Source organism: Pectobacterium parmentieri, assembly GCF_001742145.1.
GTDB lineage: Bacteria > Pseudomonadota > Gammaproteobacteria > Enterobacterales > Enterobacteriaceae > Pectobacterium > Pectobacterium parmentieri.
In genome coordinates this window covers 4225828-4247219 of the sequence record NZ_CP015749.1, presented here as the reverse complement: position 1 = coordinate 4247219, position 21392 = coordinate 4225828, and the positions used below count along the sequence as shown (strand labels likewise).

Annotated in this window: 19 protein-coding genes; 11 read left to right on the top strand and 8 right to left on the bottom strand. The window is 52.4% G+C overall.

Annotated elements, in window-relative coordinates:
• Nucleotides 1–317: 317 nt before the first annotated feature.
• From A8F97_RS19230 to A8F97_RS19215, 4 genes are all read right to left on the bottom strand, one after another.
• Entirely contained in the window at nt 318–1022 is a 705-nt protein-coding gene (locus A8F97_RS19230; protein ID WP_162939046.1) for a DUF3053 domain-containing protein, read from the bottom strand.
• A 325-nt stretch (nt 1023–1347) separates the two neighbouring features.
• The gene (gene glyS / locus A8F97_RS19225; RefSeq protein WP_033072436.1) at nt 1348–3417 is read right to left on the bottom strand and encodes a glycine--tRNA ligase subunit beta; all 2070 of its coding nucleotides are present in this window, start codon (nt 3415–3417) and stop codon (nt 1348–1350) included.
• A 9-nt stretch (nt 3418–3426) separates the two neighbouring features.
• The gene (gene glyQ, locus A8F97_RS19220; protein ID WP_005968098.1) at nt 3427–4356 is read right to left on the bottom strand and encodes a glycine--tRNA ligase subunit alpha; all 930 of its coding nucleotides are present in this window, start codon (nt 4354–4356) and stop codon (nt 3427–3429) included.
• Nucleotides 4357–4482: 126 nt separating this feature from the next.
• Entirely contained in the window at nt 4483–5289 is an 807-nt protein-coding gene (locus tag A8F97_RS19215; RefSeq protein WP_014702045.1) for a sulfite exporter TauE/SafE family protein, read from the bottom strand.
• A gap of 259 nt (nt 5290–5548) precedes the next feature.
• Between A8F97_RS19215 and A8F97_RS19210 the strand changes: the two genes are divergently transcribed.
• Together A8F97_RS19210 and A8F97_RS19205 are read left to right on the top strand one after the other, a co-directional pair.
• Entirely contained in the window at nt 5549–6112 is a 564-nt protein-coding gene (locus A8F97_RS19210; RefSeq protein ID WP_014702046.1) for a DNA-3-methyladenine glycosylase I, read from the top strand.
• Nucleotides 6109–6552 (top strand): N-acetyltransferase, encoded by a 444-nt coding sequence (locus A8F97_RS19205; RefSeq protein WP_014702047.1) that lies wholly within the window; start codon nt 6109–6111, stop codon nt 6550–6552. Before A8F97_RS19210 ends, A8F97_RS19205 begins: the two co-directional genes overlap by 4 nt.
• Nucleotides 6553–6607: 55 nt before the next feature.
• On the opposite strand, the gene A8F97_RS19200 is transcribed toward A8F97_RS19205, so the two are convergent.
• Nucleotides 6608–8569: a methyl-accepting chemotaxis protein gene (locus tag A8F97_RS19200; protein WP_033072435.1), complete on the bottom strand. Its 1962-nt coding sequence runs from the start codon at nt 8567–8569 to the stop codon at nt 6608–6610.
• Nucleotides 8570–8932: 363 nt separating this feature from the next.
• Here A8F97_RS19200 and ghrB point away from each other — a divergent pair, with 363 nt between their 5' ends.
• The 8 genes from ghrB to A8F97_RS19160 all read left to right on the top strand — a co-directional run bounded on the left by ghrB (nt 8933) and on the right by A8F97_RS19160 (nt 18370).
• Nucleotides 8933–9895 carry a glyoxylate/hydroxypyruvate reductase GhrB gene (ghrB, locus tag A8F97_RS19195; RefSeq protein ID WP_014702049.1) on the top strand — a complete coding sequence of 321 codons (963 nt, stop codon included), beginning with the start codon at nt 8933–8935 and terminating at the stop codon, nt 9893–9895.
• Between the two features lie 306 nt (nt 9896–10201).
• The gene (locus A8F97_RS19190; protein WP_033072434.1) at nt 10202–11839 is read left to right on the top strand and encodes a TIGR04028 family ABC transporter substrate-binding protein; all 1638 of its coding nucleotides are present in this window, start codon (nt 10202–10204) and stop codon (nt 11837–11839) included.
• A 26-nt stretch (nt 11840–11865) separates the two neighbouring features.
• Nucleotides 11866–12810 carry an ABC transporter permease gene (locus tag A8F97_RS19185; RefSeq protein ID WP_025919768.1) on the top strand — a complete coding sequence of 315 codons (945 nt, stop codon included), beginning with the start codon at nt 11866–11868 and terminating at the stop codon, nt 12808–12810.
• A complete protein-coding gene (locus tag A8F97_RS19180; RefSeq protein WP_033072433.1) occupies nt 12807–13667 on the top strand; it encodes an ABC transporter permease in 861 nt (286 codons plus the stop codon). The genes A8F97_RS19185 and A8F97_RS19180 overlap by 4 nt, the downstream gene beginning before the upstream one ends.
• Nucleotides 13664–15361, top strand: coding sequence for a dipeptide ABC transporter ATP-binding protein (locus tag A8F97_RS19175; RefSeq protein WP_033072432.1), 1698 nt, complete (start codon nt 13664–13666; stop codon nt 15359–15361). Before A8F97_RS19180 ends, A8F97_RS19175 begins: the two co-directional genes overlap by 4 nt.
• A gap of 1 nt (nt 15362) precedes the next feature.
• On the top strand, nt 15363–16397 hold the full coding sequence (locus tag A8F97_RS19170; RefSeq protein WP_033072431.1) for a putative FMN-dependent luciferase-like monooxygenase: 1035 nt from the start codon (nt 15363–15365) through the stop codon (nt 16395–16397).
• On the top strand, nt 16394–17527 hold the full coding sequence (locus A8F97_RS19165; protein ID WP_033072430.1) for an alkylhydroperoxidase domain protein: 1134 nt from the start codon (nt 16394–16396) through the stop codon (nt 17525–17527). Before A8F97_RS19170 ends, A8F97_RS19165 begins: the two co-directional genes overlap by 4 nt.
• Nucleotides 17528–17932: 405 nt before the next feature.
• Nucleotides 17933–18370, top strand: a complete 438-nt coding sequence (locus A8F97_RS19160; protein WP_014702056.1) for an RICIN domain-containing protein — start codon at nt 17933–17935, stop codon at nt 18368–18370.
• A 250-nt stretch (nt 18371–18620) separates the two neighbouring features.
• On the opposite strand, the gene A8F97_RS19155 is transcribed toward A8F97_RS19160, so the two are convergent.
• On the bottom strand, nt 18621–19130 hold the full coding sequence (locus A8F97_RS19155) for a phenolic acid decarboxylase (protein WP_014702057.1): 510 nt from the start codon (nt 19128–19130) through the stop codon (nt 18621–18623).
• A 102-nt stretch (nt 19131–19232) separates the two neighbouring features.
• Between A8F97_RS19155 and A8F97_RS19150 the strand changes: the two genes are divergently transcribed.
• On the top strand, nt 19233–20105 hold the full coding sequence (locus A8F97_RS19150) for a LysR family transcriptional regulator (RefSeq protein ID WP_014702058.1): 873 nt from the start codon (nt 19233–19235) through the stop codon (nt 20103–20105).
• A gap of 44 nt (nt 20106–20149) precedes the next feature.
• Here A8F97_RS19150 and A8F97_RS19145 read toward each other — a convergent pair whose 3' ends face one another.
• Nucleotides 20150–20773, bottom strand: coding sequence for a LysE family translocator (locus A8F97_RS19145; protein WP_033072429.1), 624 nt, complete (start codon nt 20771–20773; stop codon nt 20150–20152).
• A gap of 45 nt (nt 20774–20818) precedes the next feature.
• A complete protein-coding gene (locus tag A8F97_RS19140) occupies nt 20819–21358 on the bottom strand; it encodes a CbrC family protein (RefSeq protein WP_014702060.1) in 540 nt (179 codons plus the stop codon).
• Nucleotides 21359–21392: the final 34 nt, after the last annotated feature.

Here is a 21392-nt window from a genome sequence, read left to right as displayed (position 1 = left end):
TACTGTATGCAGCGCGGACTCTAACACGCTGTTTTCATACCGCAACCTCATGGCAGCAACGTGACAAAAATCACACAACCACCCTACATCAACGATACAAATAGGTGATTTACTTCACAAAAAACCGTTAAAAATGAAAAACTAAACAGATTTGTAGACAAATACAGCGCCCTTAATGTGACTTGAATCACACTTTAAAGGCCGGCATTTGTTTTATTTATGTGATTTACATCACAATTTATTTTCCTCTCTCGCCTGCCACACTCATCTTATCCAGAATACCTCCCCCGCTCATATTGACTCGCTAAAGGAGGTTATTAGGGGTAATTCACGCCATTTACCCCTCTAAGTGCATTCATTACATTTCGCTGTTGCACAGGTAATGCCGCCACCATATTGTTATATTGCGCCGCCTGCTGTGGCGTGCGGAATTGCACCGACGCGCCGTTAAATATCGGCTGGTCGCCCTGAGCCTGGAGGAAATCCCCAACCTGAATCAGGCTTTGTGCAAACGATGTGGCATTCGGAATAACAGGTAACAACGCATTCGTCGGCTGTATTACCGTGCGTGCGTAGAGCCGCTCATAAGGGATTTGCACCTCTTCGGGCTGCTTTAGCGTACTGTGGGCATTGTCAGCCTGTGTTTTTGCCGCCTGAACATGCTGCGCTAACAGGCTCATGGTTCCAACAGATTGCCTTAGCGCATCACGCTGCGTCAGATAGTCTTTAGGGACGCGAATACGGGAAATTTGCCCCAACATCGGCGTCAAACTGACGGACACCGCCTGATTAAACTGCTGAGAAAAGGTGGTTAAAATCGCGTAGTCGTTGGTGAAATTGCCAAAACTCTTCTTTTGTTCCTCCGTCAAGGCTGGCAATCTCCCATCCTGCTGCGACTGTACACTTTGCAGGAACGCAATAAATGCCTTGCGCTGGTCTGCCTCACTGTCACCACAGGCAGCAAGCTGCAATGCCGCCAGAATAATCAGAACTGGCAGCAGCCAGCGTGAACGGTATGTCATCAGCCTTCTCATTCCCTACTCCTGTTATGCTTACTGCCCCGCCAGCCGTGCTTTATTCAGATAAAAACACGCTTTCCATGACAAGATTTTCTACGATATAAGCATAGTCGAATCGGGCTGGCTGTGTAGAAAAAGGCCGAGACTGACAACTAACGCCCATCGTTTAAGCATTGAGATACACAGGATGATCACAAGATTTTAGCCACAGCGTAGTCCATCAATGCGGGCCGTAACAGTAGGCTGGAGATGCTCTGGAATGTGGAAAAAATAACCCCCGAACAAGAGAACCTATTCGGGGGTTAAGGTGACGATAATGCTATTGTCGTTATTGCAGCACGGAAATATCCGCAACCTGCAAAAACAACTCACGCAGTTGGCTTAGCAGCGTCAAACGGTTCACTCGAACCTGCTCATCTTCCGCCATAACCATCACCTGATCGAAGAATGCATCGACCGGTTCACGTAGTGAGGCCAGCTCAACCAACGCTTCCTGATAGCGGCCTTCGGCGAACAACGGTGTCAGTTTGTCACGCAGCACGACAAGGTGCGTTGCCAGCGTAATTTCCGCCGCATCTTTCAATACGGCAGCATTAACGCTCTCATTCAGCGTATCGGTAGACTTCGCCAGAATGTTGGAAACGCGCTTATTAGCCGCTGCCAGCGCCGCTGCTGCATCCAGAGAGCGGAAGTGGCTGACCGCTTTCACGCGAGCATCGAAATCAGCCGGACGGGTTGGACGACGTGCCAAGACAGCCTGAATGGTATCCACGCTGTGACCTTCTTCCTGATACCAGGCGCGGAAACGACCGAGCATAAACTCAATCACATCATCCACAGCCTTGGTGTTAGTCAGCTTGGTGCCATACAAACGCACCGCTTCTTCGGTCAGCGTCTGCAGATCGAGCGGCAGACGTTTTTCGACGATGATGCGCAACACACCGAGGGCAGCACGACGCAGTGCAAACGGGTCTTTGTCGCCTTTTGGATGTTGGCCAATGCCAAAAATCCCAGCCAGCGAATCCATTTTGTCGGCAATCGCCAGCGCACACGCCACCGCAGAAGACGGCAATTCGTCACCCGCAAAGCGCGGCTGATACTGCTCATTCAACGCAACGGCAACATCTTCCGCTTCGCCATCATGACGTGCATAGTGCATCCCCATCACACCCTGCGTGTCGGTGAATTCGAACACCATGTTGGTCATCAGGTCACACTTGGACAGCAGACCTGCACGCATCGCGTGACTCACATCAGCACCAATCTGACCAGCAATCCAGCCAGCCAGCGCCTGAATACGGTCGGTTTTGTCACGTAATGACCCCAACTGTTGCTGGAACAGTACGGTTTCCAGACGCGGCAGGTGATCTTCCAAACGCTTCTTGCGGTCGGTATTGAAAAAGAACTCGGCGTCAGCCAAACGAGGACGCACCACTTTTTCGTTACCGGAGATAATCTGCTGTGGATCTTTGGATTCAATATTGGCAACAAAGATGAAGTTAGGCAGCAGATTGCCGCTGTTGTCGTAAACCGGGAAATACTTCTGGTCACCTTTCATGGTGTAAACCAGCGCCTCGGACGGCACAGCGAGGAATTTTTCTTCAAATTTCGCCGTCAGTACCACTGGCCATTCCACCAGCGAGGTGACTTCTTCCAGCAGGCTGTCGCTCAGATCGGCATTACCGCCAATCTTGCGCGCGGCTTCTTCCGCATCGGCTTTGATTTTGGCTTTACGCGCGTCGTAGTCAGCAACGACTTTACCGCGTTCCAGCAGAATCTGCGGATACTGGTCGGCGCTATCGATCGTAAATTCAGCTTCACCCATAAAGCGGTGACCGCGAATAGTACGAGCAGAATGGATACCCAATACCTGACCGGGGATCAGTTCCTCACCCAGCAGCATGGTCACGGTGTGCACCGGACGCACAAACTGCGTTTCTTTGTCGCTCCAGCGCATCAATTTTGGGATCGGCAACTTCGATAATGCGGTGCTTACCATGCCAGCCAGCAGTGCCTGCGCCTGTTCGCCTTTAGCAAGGGCACGGTACAACAGCCACTCACCTTTGTCGGTCGTCAAACGTTCAGCTTGCTCAACGGTAATACCACAGCCACGTGCCCAGCCTTCTGCCGCTTTGGTCGGCTTGCCTTCAGCATCAAACGCCTGGGAAATCGCCGGACCACGTTTTTCTACTTCACGATCGGGCTGAGAAGCGTTTAAGCGTGCAACCTTCAACGCCAGACGGCGCGGCGCAGCAAACCAGCTTACGTCTCCGTGCACCAGATTAGCGGCATCCAGCTCCGCCGTGAAATTAGCGGCAAAGGATTCTGCCAGATTACGGAGAGCCTTCGGCGGCAGCTCTTCCGTGCCAATTTCCACCAGAAAAGTCTTGTCAGTCATGGCTGCCTCTTAGCTCTCTTTCTTATTGCACACGTTTTTGTGACACATGGGGAAACCCAGCGCCTCACGAGAGGCATAGTAGGCTTCCGCAACCGCTTTGGTCAGGGTACGAATACGCAAAATATAGCGCTGACGCTCGGTAACCGAGATCGCTTTACGCGCATCCAGCAAGTTAAAGCTATGCGCCGCTTTCAGAATGCGTTCGTAAGCTGGCAAAGGCAGCGGTTTTTCCAGCGCCAGCAGGTGCTGCGCTTCCTTTTCATATTGTTCGAAACAACTGAACAGGAAATCGACATCAGCGTGTTCAAAGTTGTAAGTCGACTGCTCGACTTCGTTTTGATGGAACACGTCGCCGTAGGTGGTTTTACCTAACGGGCCATCGCTCCAAACCAGATCGTAAACGCTATCCACGCCCTGAATGTACATCGCCAGACGTTCCAGACCGTAGGTGATCTCACCGGTCACGGGTTTACATTCCAAGCCGCCAACCTGCTGGAAGTAGGTAAACTGCGTAACTTCCATACCGTTCAGCCAGACTTCCCAGCCCAGGCCCCATGCGCCCAGCGTTGGGTTTTCCCAGTTGTCTTCCACGAAGCGGATATCGTGAATGGTCGGGTCCATACCCAGCTCTTTCAGAGAACCGAGGTACAGCTCCTGAATATTCTCCGGCGATGGCTTAATGACGACCTGAAACTGGTAATAGTGCTGTAAGCGGTTCGGGTTCTCGCCATAGCGCCCATCAGTCGGGCGACGAGAAGGCTGCACATAGGCGGTTGCCATCGGCTCCGGCCCCAGTGCCCGCAGGCAGGTCATAGGATGTGAAGTGCCTGCGCCGACTTCCATGTCCAATGGTTGAACAATGGTGCAGCCCTGGCGAGCCCAATAATCCTGTAATGTCAGGATCAGGCCCTGGAAGGTCTTGGTATCAAACTTTTGCATGTTGGATTCGCGCACGATACAAGTGGATTTATAAGGAATGCGCCAGTATACCCTCTGACCGCAAGATATACAGCCAGAATGCGGCAACAAGTGCAAATCCCCGCCATCATCTTTCAAATTTCAGGATCAGCTTGAAAAAACGGTCTGCAACATCTTTAGGCTCAGCAATAGTAACAATGCCGCAAAGGCCTTTTTCAGCGTCGCAACCGGCAGACGGTGCGCCAGACGAGCGCCGACAGGCGCAGTGAAGAAGCTGACGGCAGAAATCAAGAAAACAGCGGGCAGAGAAACATAACCGACGCTGTAATCAGGCAGCCCGTTCGCCGACCAACCGTTGATCATGTAACCCAACGCACCGGAAAGGGCAATCGGTAGCCCGACTGCCGCCGACGTACCGATCGCCTGCTGGATACGTATATTGCACCACGTCAGGAACGGCACCGTAAGCGACCCGCCACCAATAGCCACCAGCGCCGAGATGCTGCCGATCACCAATCCGGCCAGCGATACCCCTGCCGTACCGGGCAACTGCCGCTGCGGTTTTGGCTTGATATTCAACACCATTTGCAGCGCAACGTAGGCCATAAAGCAGGAAAAAAAGATCGCCAGCGTCCGCGTCGGCAACAGCGTCGCCAGCCAGGTAGCAGTAAATGTCCCGATCAGAATGGCGGGCGTAATCTTCATAACTACAGGCCAAAGCACCGCCTGATGCTGATGGTGAGTACGCAGACTGGAAATCGCCGTGACGACAATCGCCGCCATTGACGTTCCCAATGCCAGATGTACCAGATGTGTATTATCCACGCCCTGTGCGGCAAACAGCGCCGTCAGCACTGGCACCATAATACCGCCGCCGCCAATACCTAATAATCCCGCCATAAAGCCAACCACCGCACCTAGCGCCAGATAGGCTGCTACCCACTCCACTGCCATTCCCTGTACCCCTATCTCTGTTTATGTTTTTCTTATGTTCAATGAACAGCGTTGAGCCGTTGGCAAAATATTATTCACGATTCCACGACGACTTTCTGCCCTATCCGCAAACGACGTTTCATATCTGCGAGCACGCCCGCAAAATACTGGTTGCATACACAGCATCGTGAATGCCATGCTCACACCATATTACGGCAGACTGCCTTACAATAAACGGTGCGTTCAAACACTAACGGCGCAACTGAATCAGGAGAAAGGAATGCAACGCTGCGGCTGGGTTACACAGGACACCTTATATCAGGATTACCACGATAACGAGTGGGGAAAACCCTGCACTGATAGCCAGAAACTGTTTGAACTACTGTGTCTGGAGGGCCAACAGGCGGGCCTTTCCTGGATCACTGTCCTGAAAAAACGCGAAAACTATCGCCGTTGCTTCCACCAGTTCAACCCTGAGCGGGTGGCGAAAATGACGCAGGATGACGTAGATCGGTTAGTGCAGGACAGCGGTATTATCCGCCATCGCGGGAAAATCGAGGCGATTATCACCAATGCAAAAGTGTGGGTGGCGATGGAGAGTCAAGGAGAGAGCTTCGCGGATTTCATTTGGTCTTTTGTCGAACACCAGCCGCGTCTCAATCATCCCGTTTCACTCGCAGACGTTCCCGCCAAAACGGACGTTTCAGATGCCATGTCCAAAGCGTTGAAGAAACGCGGCTTCAAATTTATCGGTTCGACTATCTGCTACGCCTTTATGCAAGCGGGTGGATTGGTCAACGACCATGTGATTGACTGTTTTTGTCATCAGGAAAGTACGTCATGATCCGCCCTTACTGCGACCGCGACCTCGATCCGCTGATGCAGCTTTGGCTAACGAGCACCATTCTGGCACATCCCTTTATTCGTGAAGATTACTGGCGAGAAAGCGCCAGTGAGGTACGTGAGATCTATATTCCCCAATCGCAAACCTGGGTTTATGAAGAGCAAGGAAGCCTTATTGGTTTTATCAGCGTACTAGAAGCACGGTTTATCGGCGCGCTGTTTGTGGAACACAACTATTATGGCAAACAGGTTGGCGCAGCGTTAATCCAGCATGTTCAGGCGCAGTTCCCCTTACTCAGTCTGGAAGTGTATCAGCAGAATACACGCGCCTGTCGGTTTTACCATAAGCAGGGATTTGTCGTTGTTGAGGAAAACGTTAATCAGGATACACAAGCTACAGCGCTGATCATGCAGTGGGTGGAACGAGTGAAGGAGCAGTAAATACCACTCCCTCCAGTTCAATCTGTCACCTCTGAGCCATCGACTTAACGAGATATCAGAACGTTGTCCAGTTATCGTTCCCATTATCCCGAGACGCGAGCGTCGGCAGGCGAGCCGTAGCCTTGTTGCCCGAATGCCCATTACCGGTGTTAGACCCTTGCAGTCTTGGCAACCTGGCAACATCCGCATCGGATATGCGGAAAACCGACATTATTTTTGCTAACTTCGAGGCCTGCTCCTGCAACGAATTCGCCGCGACGGACGATTCACTCACCATCGAGGCATTCTGCTGGATAGTGGTATCCATTTCAGCCACCGCACTGCCAATTTGTGCAATACCACGGCTCTGCTCATCCGATGCTGAGGCGATTTCCCCCATGATGTCATTCACGCGGCTTACAGAAGCCACTATGTCATCCATCGTCGTTCCCGCCTGAGAAACCAGATCCGTTCCTGTATCTACGCGAGAAACCGACTCTGAAATCAGGCTTTCGATTTCTTTTGCTGCCTGTGAACTGCGCTGAGCAAGACTGCGAACCTCGCTGGCGACCACCGCAAATCCCCGCCCTTGCTCACCGGCCCGCGCCGCTTCCACTGCCGCATTCAATGCCAAAATATTGGTCTGGAAAGCGATGCTGTTAATAACGCTCGTGATATCGGAGATCTTCTTCGAACTGCCTGAAATATCGCTCATGGTACTAATCACGCGGTTAATGATATCCCCGCCGCGATTGGCATTGGTTGACGCTTCTCCGGCAATCTGGCTGGCATGTCGGGCATTATCGGCATTGTTCTTCACGGTCGCCGTTAACTCTTCCATGCTGGCTGCCGTTTCTACAATCGCCGCAGATTGCTGATCGGTACGTGATGACAAATCATGATTGCCCGATGCAATGTCAGAGGAAGCACTCTCAACGCTGTACACGCTCTGACGAATATCAGTCATTAAATGACGTAATTTCTCCGTCATCACCATCATCGCCGTCGTTAATTGCCCCAGCTCATCATGCCGCTCCACCGTGACATTTGCAGAGAGATCGCCGCCCGCTATCCGTTCCGCCAGCTTCAGGTTGGTGATAATAGGCCGGGTAATTTGCCGCGTAACGGACCATGCGATCAATAAACCAAATACGATGGCAATCGCCCCTAGAATCAGCGTTTGCAGTACAGAGCTATTGATAATGTCATCGTTCTTAGCGCCGAGTTTTTGCAAAATACTGCCGATATCGCTCGTCATCTTGTCTCCGGTTGCCCGGAATTTGACATCTGTGGTTTTTAGCAGCCCCAGTTGCTTGTAATATTGTTCTGCTGTTTGATGATAGTTTTCAAATACTTGCCAAAAAGAATCCACGACGCGACGGCGATCGTCACTGACCGATGATGCCAGCGCATCATAAGATGCCTTTGATTCGGCGTAGACCTGTTTCTGCACATTAAACGCCGCTTCGCTGTTCTCTCTTTGTAAGATATAGGTGCTATTAACCAATTTCAGAAACTGTAGTGAAAGGGTTTCTTTCTGCGCAGCCAGCGCATTTTCATCCGTATCGACAGAGAGATGGGTCATAAATGCTGTTAACGCATCGGAGGCATTCATCTGGTTGATTTTCTTTGCCGTATCGACCACCGCGCTCGCGGCTGATTTCATCGTATTCAGATCGGCATCATAATCTACGAAATCCTGATCAAGCTTATTAAAATCAGAGTGATAGCCGTCTTCCCACGTTAGCGCTTTCGCTTTTTCTTTTTGCTGACTTGCCTGATTGATATAGGTATTAAGATTCTTGATATTGTCATCTGCAAAGGTGAATGAATATTTGACTCTCGCCATTTTTGACTGATCGAGGTAATGATTCATTTCATTCAAAATGGTCGTTTTAACATACAGATCATGGATGATAAAAAACCGTATAGCGCCAACACCGGACGCCATCATCACTAACAGCAGGACAATACCAAACCCGCCATACAGCTTATGAGATACCTTGAGATTACTCATAATCCTGGTAAAAAAATGCATTTATGCCCCCGTTAACAACACCGTGTTAAATAACCGCACCATTTCTAAAACATCCCTACCCGTAAATAGCGTTATCGGTTTTTTGCAGTAATGCTTTACAAGAAAATGAGTGATAGCAATCACAAAGGAATTATTTTAATCAAAAATCATGTAACCAACGCATAGCTCATGCCGTGGGCGTATTCTGTACGCTTGGTGCGGCTGTCATGCCATCCCTCCTTGCGCAAATCGTGCAAATCCCCCATTAATCGCGGTTAACCTTGGGCAAATGCGGGGGCGGTATCACTTGCAGTCTCTCGCCAGCTACGCGATTATTCGATGAGCGATTTCTACGTTAACTTCCTTAATCTGCTGGAGTTTGTGATGAAACCTAGCGTTATCCTGTATAAAACAATTGCTGACGACCTACGCGCTCGTTTAGACCAACACTTCACGGTCACTGAACTTGACGCCTTTCCCACCCTCGATCACCCAGCCCTGGCAACGGCAGAAGGCCTCATCGGTTCTGGCGGTAAAGTCGATAAAGATTTCCTGCAACACGCACCGCGTTTACGTGCAGCCTCCACGATTTCTGTCGGTTACGACACCTTCAACGTCGATGCAATGAATGAAAAAGGGGTCATTCTCATGCACACCCCAACCGTGCTAACGGAAACCGTGGCGGATACGGTTCTGGCACTCATGCTCGCCAGCGCACGCCGAGTTGTGGAAGTGGCTGAGCGGGTCAAAGCAGGAGAATGGAAAGGGGGGATCGGCAGCGACTGGTTTGGTACCGACGTTCACCATAAAACCATCGGTATTCTGGGGATGGGACGCATCGGTCTGGCCGTCGCACAACGCGCCCACTTTGGTTTCAGCATGCCGGTGCTGTACAACGCCCGCCGCCATCATGCTGAAGCAGAACAGCGCTTTAGTGCCCGTCACTGCGATCTCGATACGCTATTGGCCGAATCTGATTTCCTCTGTATCACGCTGCCGCTAACGGCGGAAACTCACCACCTCATTGGGCGCGAGCAGTTGGCAAAGATGAAACCCAGCGCCATTTTGATTAATATCGGCCGGGGTGCCGTCGTGGATGAAGAGGCACTGACGGAAGCATTGGTAAAAGGAACCATTCAGGGCGCGGGTCTGGACGTTTTTGTCAAAGAGCCGCTGCCCGTCGATTCTCCACTGCTGGATTTACCCAACGTGGTGGCACTGCCGCATATCGGTTCTGCTACGCATGAAACCCGTTACGGTATGGCTGCCTGTGCCGTTGACAACCTGATTGCTGCTCTGAGCGGCCAGGTCAAAGAAAACTGCGTGAATCCGCAGGTTCTGAAATAACCCTCCGTCTACCTGAGCGCTGCGACGACGTTTTCGCAGCGCTGCGACCCTACGCTTAATAAACACGCCATCACACGCGAAATACGGCTATCTCCCACAAAAAATCACTCTTTTTCCTACCTAAAAATTGGATAACCAATACCGGTATTGTTCTTTGCTGTTTCCTACCACCTATGGAAATATCGGCCTTAACGAACGGTTAGCGTTTCCTGCTTTACCCCCCCGTTTCAGGACGTAATCGATACGCCTATTCACCTGATAAACCAATAAATTTAATAAAAACTATCCAATGTAGGGACAATCATCGTGGCAACTTTTTTGCATCTTCATCAGAAACTCGCTATTTTTTCCTCATTGCTCCTTCTGGGCGGTGCATTGAATGCACAAGCCGCGAATGACGCACCAAAAATTGGCGGCACGCTGGTTTATCTGGAACAGCAGGCACACACCAATCTCTATACGCCCGCGGGCGGTTTTTATCCGAACGGCGGTATTCTCAATCAAATTACCGATAAACTAACGTACCAGAACCCGGAAACGTTGGAGATCGAACCGTGGGTTGCAGAATCCTGGACCATCAACGCGGATAACACGGAATACACGTTCAAGATCCGCCCCGGCATCAGCTTTTCTGACGGCACCCCGCTGGACGCCAACGCGGTAGCGAAAAACATTGATACCTACGGTTTAGGGAATACGGCGCTCAACCTGCCGGTTTCTGAAGTCATTAACAACTATCGACGTAGTGAAGTCATCGACCCGCTGACAGTAAAATTTTACTTTAAGAAGCCCTCACCGGGGTTTTTACAAGGCACTTCAGCCATCGGTTCCGGTTTGGTTTCTCTCAGCACGCTTGAGCGTAATTTCAATCAATTAGGTAATGCCAAAAACGTTATTGGCTCCGGTCCATTCGTGGTCAGCAGCGAGAAGCTGGGGCGCGAACTGAAACTGACCGCCCGTAAGGATTACAACTGGGCTCCGGTTAAATCGAAGCATCAGGGGCGTGCCTATCTGGACGGCATTACCTATCTGGTCACTCCAGAAGACAGCGTGCGTATTGGCGCATTGGTCTCCGGTCAGGCGGATTTCATTCGTCAGATCCAAGCCTATGATGAAAAGCGGGTACAAAGTCAGGGCTTCAATCTTTATGCCCCGCCTACGCGCGGCGTCAATAACAGCGTGGTTTTCCGTCCAGATAACCCGCTGGTAGCGGATATCCGCGTGCGTAAGGCACTGCTGCACGCCACCAACACCAAAGAGATCATTGATACGCTGTTCTCAGACAACTACCCGCAGGCCACGTCACCGCTGGCTAAAACCGCCGCGGGCTATGTCGACCTTTCCAGCAAGCTGACCTTCGATCTCGCTCAGGCCAACAAACTGCTAGATGACGCAGGGTGGAAAACCGGTCCCCAAAAATTACGCCAGAAAGACGGCAAAACGCTGGAATTGACCGCCTATGAATCTCTGCCGCAGCCGCAGAACAAAGAAACCTTACAGTTGGTTTCGCAACAGTGGGCAAAAGTCGGCGTGAAGCTGAATGTGTTAGCGGGCGACGCGGGCAGTAAAACCGTGGATAGCCTCGATCCGCTGAAAACCGGGGTGGCACCCGCGATGGTCGGCCGCGCTGACCCGGATGTGCTGAAAAGCCAGTATTACCCCACAGTGCGTAACGTCTTGCTGCAAAAAGGTGGCTCCAGCGACAAGGTGAAGGACTTTGTCGACCCGCATCTGAATACGCTGCTGGATGGTATCGCCGCTGAAACCGACCGCAGCAAGCGGCTGGCGCTGGTAGGAGAGGTGCAGAGCTACCTGATCGATCAGGCTTACGTCATTCCCATCTTTGAAGAACCACAGGTATTTGCGGGTGCCTCCACCACAAAAGGCATCGCGTTTGAAGCCGTTGGTCGCCCCAGTTTTTACAACACCTGGCTAGATAAATAACACCGAAGAAAAGGGAGGAGAGCATCATGAACCGATATCTGGCACTGCGCGTCGGCCAGGCACTGCTCGTACTGTGGGCTGCGTTCACCCTGTCTTTTATCCTACTTCAGGCGATGCCGGGTGATGCCATACTGATTAAGTTTCAAAACCCAGATCTCGGCCTCAGCGCCGAGCAGATCGCGCAGTTGCGTTTGTCCTACGGTGCGGATACCCCCGTGCTTACACAATATTTTCACGCGCTAGCGCAGATACTGCGTGGCGATCTTGGCCTATCGATTCAGGCTGGCGTACCGGTCACCGAGCTTATCACCGCGAATCTGCCACCGACGCTGTTGCTCGCGGTACTGGGCTTCATCGCCGCGGGGTTGTTGGCGTTTGCCCTCGCGTTCTTATCGACACTGACGCCGTTTCAGTGGCTACGAACCGTGCTGCAATCCCTGCCATCACTGTTTATTTCCGTGCCAACGTTCTGGCTAGGCATCGTGCTAATTCAGATTTTCTCTTTCCGCTTGGGGCTGATTCCTATTATTAACCCCGGTGAATGGGAAGGGCTGATTTTGCCCGTTCTCACACTAGCGCTACCGATCTCCGCCCCGCTGGCTCAGGTGCTGATGCGCAGCATCGATCAGGTACAAACCCAGCCGTTTGTTGCCGTTGCCCGTGCGAAAGGGGCTAGCCGCAGCGGGGTGCTCTGGCGGCATATCGCCCGTAACGCCATGCTGCCCACGCTGACTATCGCTGGTTTGCTGCTGGGTGAGTTGATTGCGGGCGCGCTGATTACCGAAACCGTCTTTGGCCGTAACGGGCTCGGCCAGTTGACGCAGGAAGCCGTGAATTATCAGGACAGCAGCGTGTTACAGGCTATCGTGCTGATTTCCGCCACCGCCTTTGTTGTCGTCAATCTGGCCGTCGACCTGCTCTATCCTCTGCTCGATCCGCGCCTGAAAAGAACGCCAGGAGCCACACAATGACTACCGTTCAACTGGAAAAAATCACCTTTCCCCTTCTGAGCAAGCGACCGCTTCTGCGTCGTTACGCCTTTCAGCCGGGGCTGCTGCTGGCCTGGCTGGTGATACTGACTGTCGCGCTTTGGGCGCTGTTTCCCGGCTGGTTTACCAGCTACAGCCCGACAGAAGGCATCGCAGGTGCCCAGCGGCTGGCTCCTGACGCAAACTACTGGCTCGGCACCGACCAGCTTGGGCGCGATCTCTACGCACGTATTGTTTATGGCGCGGTACATTCGCTGTCTGGCGCATTTATCGCTGTCGGGCTGGGTCTGGTGCTCGGTAGCCTGTTTGGTCTATTAGCCGGTGCCGTTGGCGGCTGGCTGGATAGCCTCGTCATGCGCAGCATCGATGTTTTGCTGGCAATCCCCGGCCTGCTGCTGGCGCTGAGCGTCATCATCCTGTTGGGATTTGGCACGGTCAACGCGGCGATTGCCGTGGGTGTCACTTCCGTCGCCAGCTTTACCCGACTGGTACGTTCAGAAGTGCTTCGCGTGCGCCATAGCGACTACGTCGAAGCCGCCTATGGCAGCGGTGGCACCTTTTTCAGCGTGCTGTGGCGACACATCCTACCGAATTCACTCACCACCGTTTTCGCTTTCGCCGCGCTGCAATTTGGCAGTGCGATTTTGGCTATCTCCACGCTGAGTTTCCTCGGCTACGGCGCACCACCGCCCACGCCGGAATGGGGTCTGCTGATCGCCGAAGGCCGCAACTACATCGCTACCGCCTGGTGGCTGACCACCTTCCCCGGCCTGATTGTCGTACTCGTTGTGCTATCCGCCAACCGCATCAGCCAGTCGATCAGGAGGACGGAACGATGAGCCTGTCAGCCAACTTACAAACCCGCGCAGCAGTCCCCGTATTGGCTCTGGAAAATGTCACGATTGCCTACCGCAGTGACGATCGTGAGCAAACCGTCGTGGAAGGCGTCTCTTTCCATATTCAGCCCGGCGAAGTCGTCGCACTGGTAGGGGAATCTGGTTCAGGCAAGACCACCACCGCACAGGCGGTCATCGGTTTACTGGCCGAGAACGGCAGACTCACGCGCGGTGCCATTCGGTTAAACGGCGTGGATATCAGCGGCTGGTCACAGAAGCGGTTGGACAGCGTGCGCGGCGCACAGATCAGCCTGATCCCACAAGATCCCACCAGCTCTCTTAACCCCGTACAGACTATCGGCGAACAGGTGGATGAGATTCTGCGTATTCATCAGCGGGAAGGCCGCCAGACCACCCGCCAGAAAACGCTGGCGCTGCTGGAACGCGTTGGGCTAAATCAGCCAGAGCTGCGGGCAAAGCAGTATCCGCACGAACTCTCTGGCGGCATGAAACAGCGCGTGTTGATAGCGATTGCAATTGCACTGAAACCCGCACTGATTATTGCCGATGAGCCCACCAGCGCGCTGGATGTCACAGTGCAGAAACGTATTCTCGACCTGCTCGATGAGCTGAGACGGGAAAATGGCACGGCGGTGCTGTTCGTCACCCACGATCTGGGCGTGGCGGCCGAGCGTGCCGATCGTCTGCTGGTTTTCCAGAACGGCTACATTCAGGAGCAAGGGGCGACGCTTGACGTGCTCAGCGCGCCCTCAAGCCACTATGCCCGCACGCTGCTGGCAAATGTCCCGTCACTCAACCCGATACCACGCCCACCGCGCAACCATGCCTCCGAGATTATTGTCTCTGTCGAAAATCTGGTACAAACCTTTCCCCAGTCAGGTCGCAAAGGCGAGCATTTTCGCGCTGTGGATGACATCTCTTTCAGCGTGGCACGCGGCACAACGCACGCCATTGTTGGTGAATCCGGCTCAGGTAAAACCACCACGGCACGCAGCCTGCTCGGCTTCCACCATCCCAGTGCCGGGCGCATTCTGATCGATGGCACCGATATCACTCACCTGAAAGGCGAAGCGCTGCGTCAGTTCCGGCAGAAAATTCAGTTGGTGTATCAAAACCCCTTTGGCTCGCTCGATCCGTCGCAGCGGTTGTACGACATCGTCGAGGAGCCGCTGCGTAATTTTAATCGCCATACCGCCGCGCAGCGAGAGCGAAAAATTCATGAAATGTTCGAGCGTGTCGCCCTGCCGGTAGCGCTGCTATCGCGCAAACCGCGTGAGCTGTCCGGCGGCCAGCGCCAACGCGTCGCCATCGCTCGGGCGCTGGTACTGGAACCACAGGTGCTGGTATTAGACGAAGCTGTTTCCGCACTGGATGTCACCGTGCAGGCGCAGATCCTGCGTTTGCTGACCGAGCTACAGGAATCGCTGGGGCTGACATACGTGTTCATCTCGCACGATTTGGCGGTAGTACGCCAGATCGCCGATACCGTTTCCGTGCTGTACCACGGTAAGCAGCTTGAATCAGGCCCGGTGGAACACATCTTCGCTCAGCCCGAACATCGCTATACCCGTGAACTCATCGAGGCTATCCCTGGACAGCAACACCCGGCGTTTGCCCGTTCACACCGACCACCAATTCATACTGAACCCACATTCGCACTAAACCAAGGACTGTAAAATGGCAACGAAACGCCTGGGATTTTTCACACGCTTGCTGGATGACGTTTCCGCCCAACAGCGCTACCGACTGGCAACGGAGCAAATCGTCAAAGCCGAACAACTAGGATTCGACAGTGCCTGGGTTGCACAGCACCACTTTCACGCGGATGAAGGCGGCTTACCGTCGCCGCTGGTGTTTCTGGCACTGGTCGCCGCACGTACTCAGCGCATTCAACTCGGCACTGGCGTGATTACGCTGCCGATGGAAGAACCACTGCGCGTGGCGGAAGACACCGCCGTACTCGATTTACTCAGCAATGGCAGGCTGGAAGTCGGCGTGGGTTCCGGCGGCACGCCGTCCTCATTTGCCGCGTTCGGTCACGACAGCGCACAGCGCGGACAGATCCTCGGACGCCATCTGGAGAAACTGCGCGCCGCGTGGCGAGGAGACGCATTGAGCGAAGACGGCAATCAACTCTACCCTGCCGCTCCGCATTTAGATCAGCGCGTCTGGCAGGCTACGTTTTCCCTCGAAGGTGCGGAGCGGGCAGGAAAAGCGGGCGATGGCCTGATGCTCTCTCGTACCCAGCCGCGCCCGGAGCACTTTCCAGACGCCACGCTCGCCGACTTGCAAAACCCGATGATCGACGCCTATCTGGCCGCGCTACCCGCAGGCGTCGCCCCGCGTATCCTCAGCTCACGCAGCGTTTTCGTGGCTGACGATCGTCAACTGGCGCTGAGTCTGGCAGAGAAAGGGCTTAATCGTTCTGCCGCCCGTTCCGGCACGTTCCGCGCGATCCCCCACAGCTCGATAGAAGCACTGATCGCCGCCTTCGATAGCCATGTCGGCACTGTACAGGATGTCACTGCGTCGCTTCGGGCAGACAGTTCGCTAGAACGGGCGACGGATGTAACATTCCAGGTGCATTCCATCGACCCACCACATGCGCTGATCCTTCGCTCACTTGAATTGATTGCCACTCAGGTGGCCCCCGCTTTGGGCTGGAAGCCCTCCGTCAAACAGAAAAGCCCGTTCGGGCAGGAGATTGCATGACGCACGCTAACACCTTACACACCCATGACGTATTGGATGCGCTGGCCGAAATCAGCCCGGATTCCACCCTCGTAGAAGCCAGAAAAACCCGCGAAGCGGCAACTCGCCACACCCAAGGCAGCTACGACGCGCTGTTTAACGCCGCGGCACATGACAACGCGACATTACCGTTATCACTGCGCTTCTGGTTTGCGACAAAGATCAGCGGCTGGCAGCAGGATGAGCAGCTACAGCATTTTTATGCCGAGCGACTGGCGGATTTCCCGGAACCGACGCTGACACCCGCGCTACAGTTAGCGTTGGACCATGCCGAACGCCTGACGAAAACGCCTGTGCAAGCCTCAGCGTCCCACGTCAACGCGTTGGAGCAGGCGGGCTGGTCGGTAGACGATATCGTGACGCTGTCGCAGCTCATCGCGTTTGTGAATTTTCAAAGTCGCTTGCTGCGCGGCTATCGCCTTATTGCGGGTCATCGTGTTAGCCAACCTCATTCACAGGCCGCTGTTGCAGGTCAGTGGAATATCCAGCAGCAGACGTACAGCGGCAAATCCGCACCGCAGACGTTCACTCAAGCAGAACTAAGCTGGGAACCGTGGATTGCCTCCAAACCGCTGGCAACATTCAATGCGGATGAGCAGGCTATTCTGGCGCGCTTCGGTCACACCGATTCCGACTATTTCCGTTTGTTAGGACGTAACCTCCCAGTGCTGGAGCAGCGCACGCTGACAGATAAAGGGATTTTCTATACCTCCGGCGGCCTGCCGCGCAAAGAACGCGAACTCATCGCCGCCGTCACCAGCAAGGTTAACGGCTGCATCTATTGCGCCTCAGTGCACGCACGCAAAGCCAGTCAGCTCTCCAAGCAGGACAGCGACGTGCAGCGTCTGCTGGATGTCGTTCCCGGCGGTGATTTAGGTATCGGCCAAAGCCCGCGCTGGCAGGCGATTATCGATTTTTCGGCACGCCTTTCCGCCACGCCCGCGCAGGTCAACGCAAACGACCTGAAACAACTGCAAGGGCAGGGATTGGATACGCTGGAAATTGTCGATGTGGTACAGTCAGCCGCCTTCTTCTCATGGGCCAACCGACTGATGCTCACGCTGGGCGAGCCGTTCTGGCCAGAGCATTAATACCAAGCGGTCTGCTTCATTATCTTGAACAGACCGCTCCCATTCGGAATGAGTTTTTATTCTGATGACGTTATTATTGCCTAAACAATGGAATAGACTGAGTTATTTTTAAATTAGATGTTTTTTCTCTGATAAATATAATGTAGAAATAATTACCATACACATAATTAAAAAACAGCCCTATAGAATTTAAAAAACTTAATACGTTACCAACACTAAAAATAAAACCCTTTAAAAATAAAAACCTTCATCAAATCACAAATGAAATAAATATAAAAAAACATATTTATTCGTTTTTTTCAACCTCACTGGTGGCGTAAAAAATAAAGACAACTACAGTTTAATCACTGACGAAATTTAACCAGTCAGAAACCATCTACTCACATTAATAGCAAAGGAATTATTATGATTGGTATCTTAAAATATGCAGCGAATCAAGAATTGGCATTGGGTGTCTCCGATCAACAAAAAGACGCCACTGCAATTCTTCTCCGCGCAGACTCTTCTCTCGATAAAATCCTGTGGAATTTGGATCCTAGAACAGGGGTAATTTCACTGTCGGCAAGTGACGGAGCGCTAGCTCTGGCAATTAAAAACAAAAATATTGCCAGCGGTACAGATCTCGTTTTACAGTTAACCAATCTGAATGAGCCGACTCAAAAGTGGGATTTTGCGAGCAAACCTGGATTTATTTTTAGCCAGGCAAATAAATCCTATGTCATCGACGATCAAACTCGCGGCGGTGCAGGCACGCGTGTTCAGCTATTTGAATTTAATGGATCAATAGCTCAGCAATGGAAATTCATTGCTCTTGATAGAGTCTCTGCATTAGCTAGTGAATAAATTTAACTGACATGCAAAACATACCATATCAGTTAAAAGGCCATCTTATTTTTAATAAGATGGCCTTTTGAAGTTTGATGTCCTTATCGAAAGTTGCTTCAATGGAAAATGAATTATTTAAAATTAAAACGTTGTGCTTATTCTATAACTGCGTCACACAGGTTTGATTAATTTATTCATGAAAACAATGTTCACTAAAAAACCACAATAGCGAATCAGGCGACACGACATCCATATCGCCTGTTACTCTTTATTTTTTCAGGTAAGCAGGAAAATCAGCAGGCAGCTCGCTGGCAGGACAGTTGATAACGTCGTTGTCGTTTTCACCACAGTCGCGGATGAACGTGATGGTAGCAAACTCATCGATCACTTCAGTCGGGTACGCAGGGCCTGCATCGCGGTATGCTTCCATTTCAGCAATATGCTCGTTCTGGAAACACACTGTTTTCTCTGGGTTGTTGATGACCCAACGCGGGAAGAAGATGGTGCCGTGGAAGACCTTATCGGCAATATTCGCAATCAGGCTGACGTCCGTTCCTGTCGGTTCTGTCCATGAAATCTTATAAACCTCACGAGCGACCTGCACGATATACACCTGCTGGTCCTTCACCCAACGATTACCCACAATCCCACTGTGAATGCGGTAGTCTATTGTGTTGGCATTTTTGACATACAACTCATAATTCCAGCCATTGTCGTAGGTATATACCAAGTGTTTCCCTACAAAATGACTCAGGTCGTGTTGGTTAAATACAGGCATGATAGTTCTCCTTAAGTGTGTGAATTCACTCTATAGCTTCCTTAATTCGATGAATAACGCTATTTTTCAGGGAAAACCATTCAATATTTAGATATATCAAAGATGCTAACAAAGACGACGCTGGAACAGTGGGAAATTCTTCAAGCGGTTATTGATTTGGGCGGCTATACGCAGGCGGCGAATGCGCTTCACCGCAGCCAATCTTCTGTCAGCTACCAACTTTCTCTGTTGCAAGAGCGGCTGGGTATCGAGCTACTCACGATACACGGGCGGAAAGCCGCACTGACGCCAGAAGGAGAAAGCCTGCTGGCACAGGCGCACCCCGTAATACGTGCATTTCATGCACTGGAAGCCCGCGCTCACTCACTGAAAATGGGCGAACAGACCAGCATTAACCTGGTGGTGGACAGTACGTTCCCCAAAGATCGCCTATTCCACTTGCTCAGTACCTTTCAGAAACAGCATCCGGCTACGCGTATCCACCTGACTGAGGTACTGCGTAATGAAACGTCGGAACAGTTGAAGGCACGTAACGCAGACATTTACGTCATTGCGCAACGTGAACTCGACGGCATAGCTGGGCAATGGCTGATGAACGTTGATTTTGTCGCTGTCGCACACTGTCATCACCCACTTTTCTCACTTCCGACACCATTAAGCCATGAAACACTATCTCGCTACCCTTGCGTAGAGATTGTGACGCGAACGACGCCACATTCGCAACTGACGTCCGTCGAGAACTGGACATTCACAACGTTTGAAGCGGCAACGCAGGCCGTTTTGCATCAGGTCGGTTACGGCTGGCTACCGGAAGCGCGGATTTCAGATCACATCACGCAAGGCGAATTGCAAATATTGCCATTACAGCAAGGGGAACGGCGCACCACCCCACTCTATCTGCTAGCCGAAGAGAAAGGGCAGCCGCTCAGCAAAGAGATCCTCACGCTCATCACGCTATTGTTCGGTAGACTCTGATGTGTGAGAGGCATTTATCGATAATTTCGATGCTAATGCCAACCCTACCGCCGGGAAAAAGCCAGACGTGCAGCAAACGCTAAAAAGACAACGCCCGTTGTTCGATCCATCCATTTAACCACCGAGCCACGACGTGGAAAGCGCGCCAGCGGGCGTGTCGCAGCGATCAGCGTAGACGACCACAGCGTGCCAATAAAGACATGAATCAGTACGAGCAGGTAAGTCCACAGCACCACCGAATGATCGGCAGGGATAAACTGCGGCAGGAATGAAACGTAGAACACACCGATTTTCGGATTGAGTACGTTGCCCAGCATACCGCGGAGAAACCAGTTCTGATTCTTCGGTGCGTCTTGTGACGCCGTCATCACCAGCTCGGTTCTGGGTTTCAGGAGCATTTGCAGACCCAGCCAGCAGAGATACGCCGCACCGCACCATTTCAGGATGTTATAGGCCAGCTCCGACGCAGCGATCAGCGTTCCCAGACCAAACGCCACCATCGCGCCCCAAATCAGGCAGCCAACCTGAATACCAAACGCGGCATGGAAGGCTTTCTTACTGCCTTCAACAGTAGCGGTACGTAAAATCAGCGCCGTATCCAAACCCGGCGTCAAAGTCAGGAGCGTCGCGGCAAACGTAAAAGCAATCAGCGATTCGGTCAAGATCACGGTAATTCATCACCCAACAAGGGGAAAACACCACAAAAGGCATAGTCAGGAGAAATCAATCCCGTAATGCACCTTCTGACAGTGTAAGCATTCAAAACGGTAAAGCGCCGTTTCGCCACCGGGCTGATAGGACTCAACCACGTTCTTCCACGTTTCCAACGGCCACGAAAAATCCGCAAATTGCACCGCTAACGCCTCTGCCCCCAATGCGACAAGCTCTTCACGGCTGGCATCCCCCGCAAATGCACAGGCATCGTCGCAGCATGAGAGCCAGATTTCCTGTTGCCAGGAAGAATAACCCGGTGTACGGCTGCATACCTCCTCAATGATCTCCACGGCGATACCTTCACTGAACAGTGGGTGCTCGTCAGAAAAGTGCATGTCATAGCGTGCTGCCGCGCTACCATCTGCAATACACCAAGGGCAAAATTTCTTTTCAGGCAGCTTATGCGCGGTATAGCACGAAGCCGTATAAACATAGCCACGTGCCTGATTGCAACATAGGCAGACATCATCAGCCGCTTTGATACTCCCGGTCGATAACGGATTAGGGTGATAACGGAAAGAAGGGAAAGGTGTATTCATGAGATGAGCGCTCCACGCAGCAAGTAAGCTATCC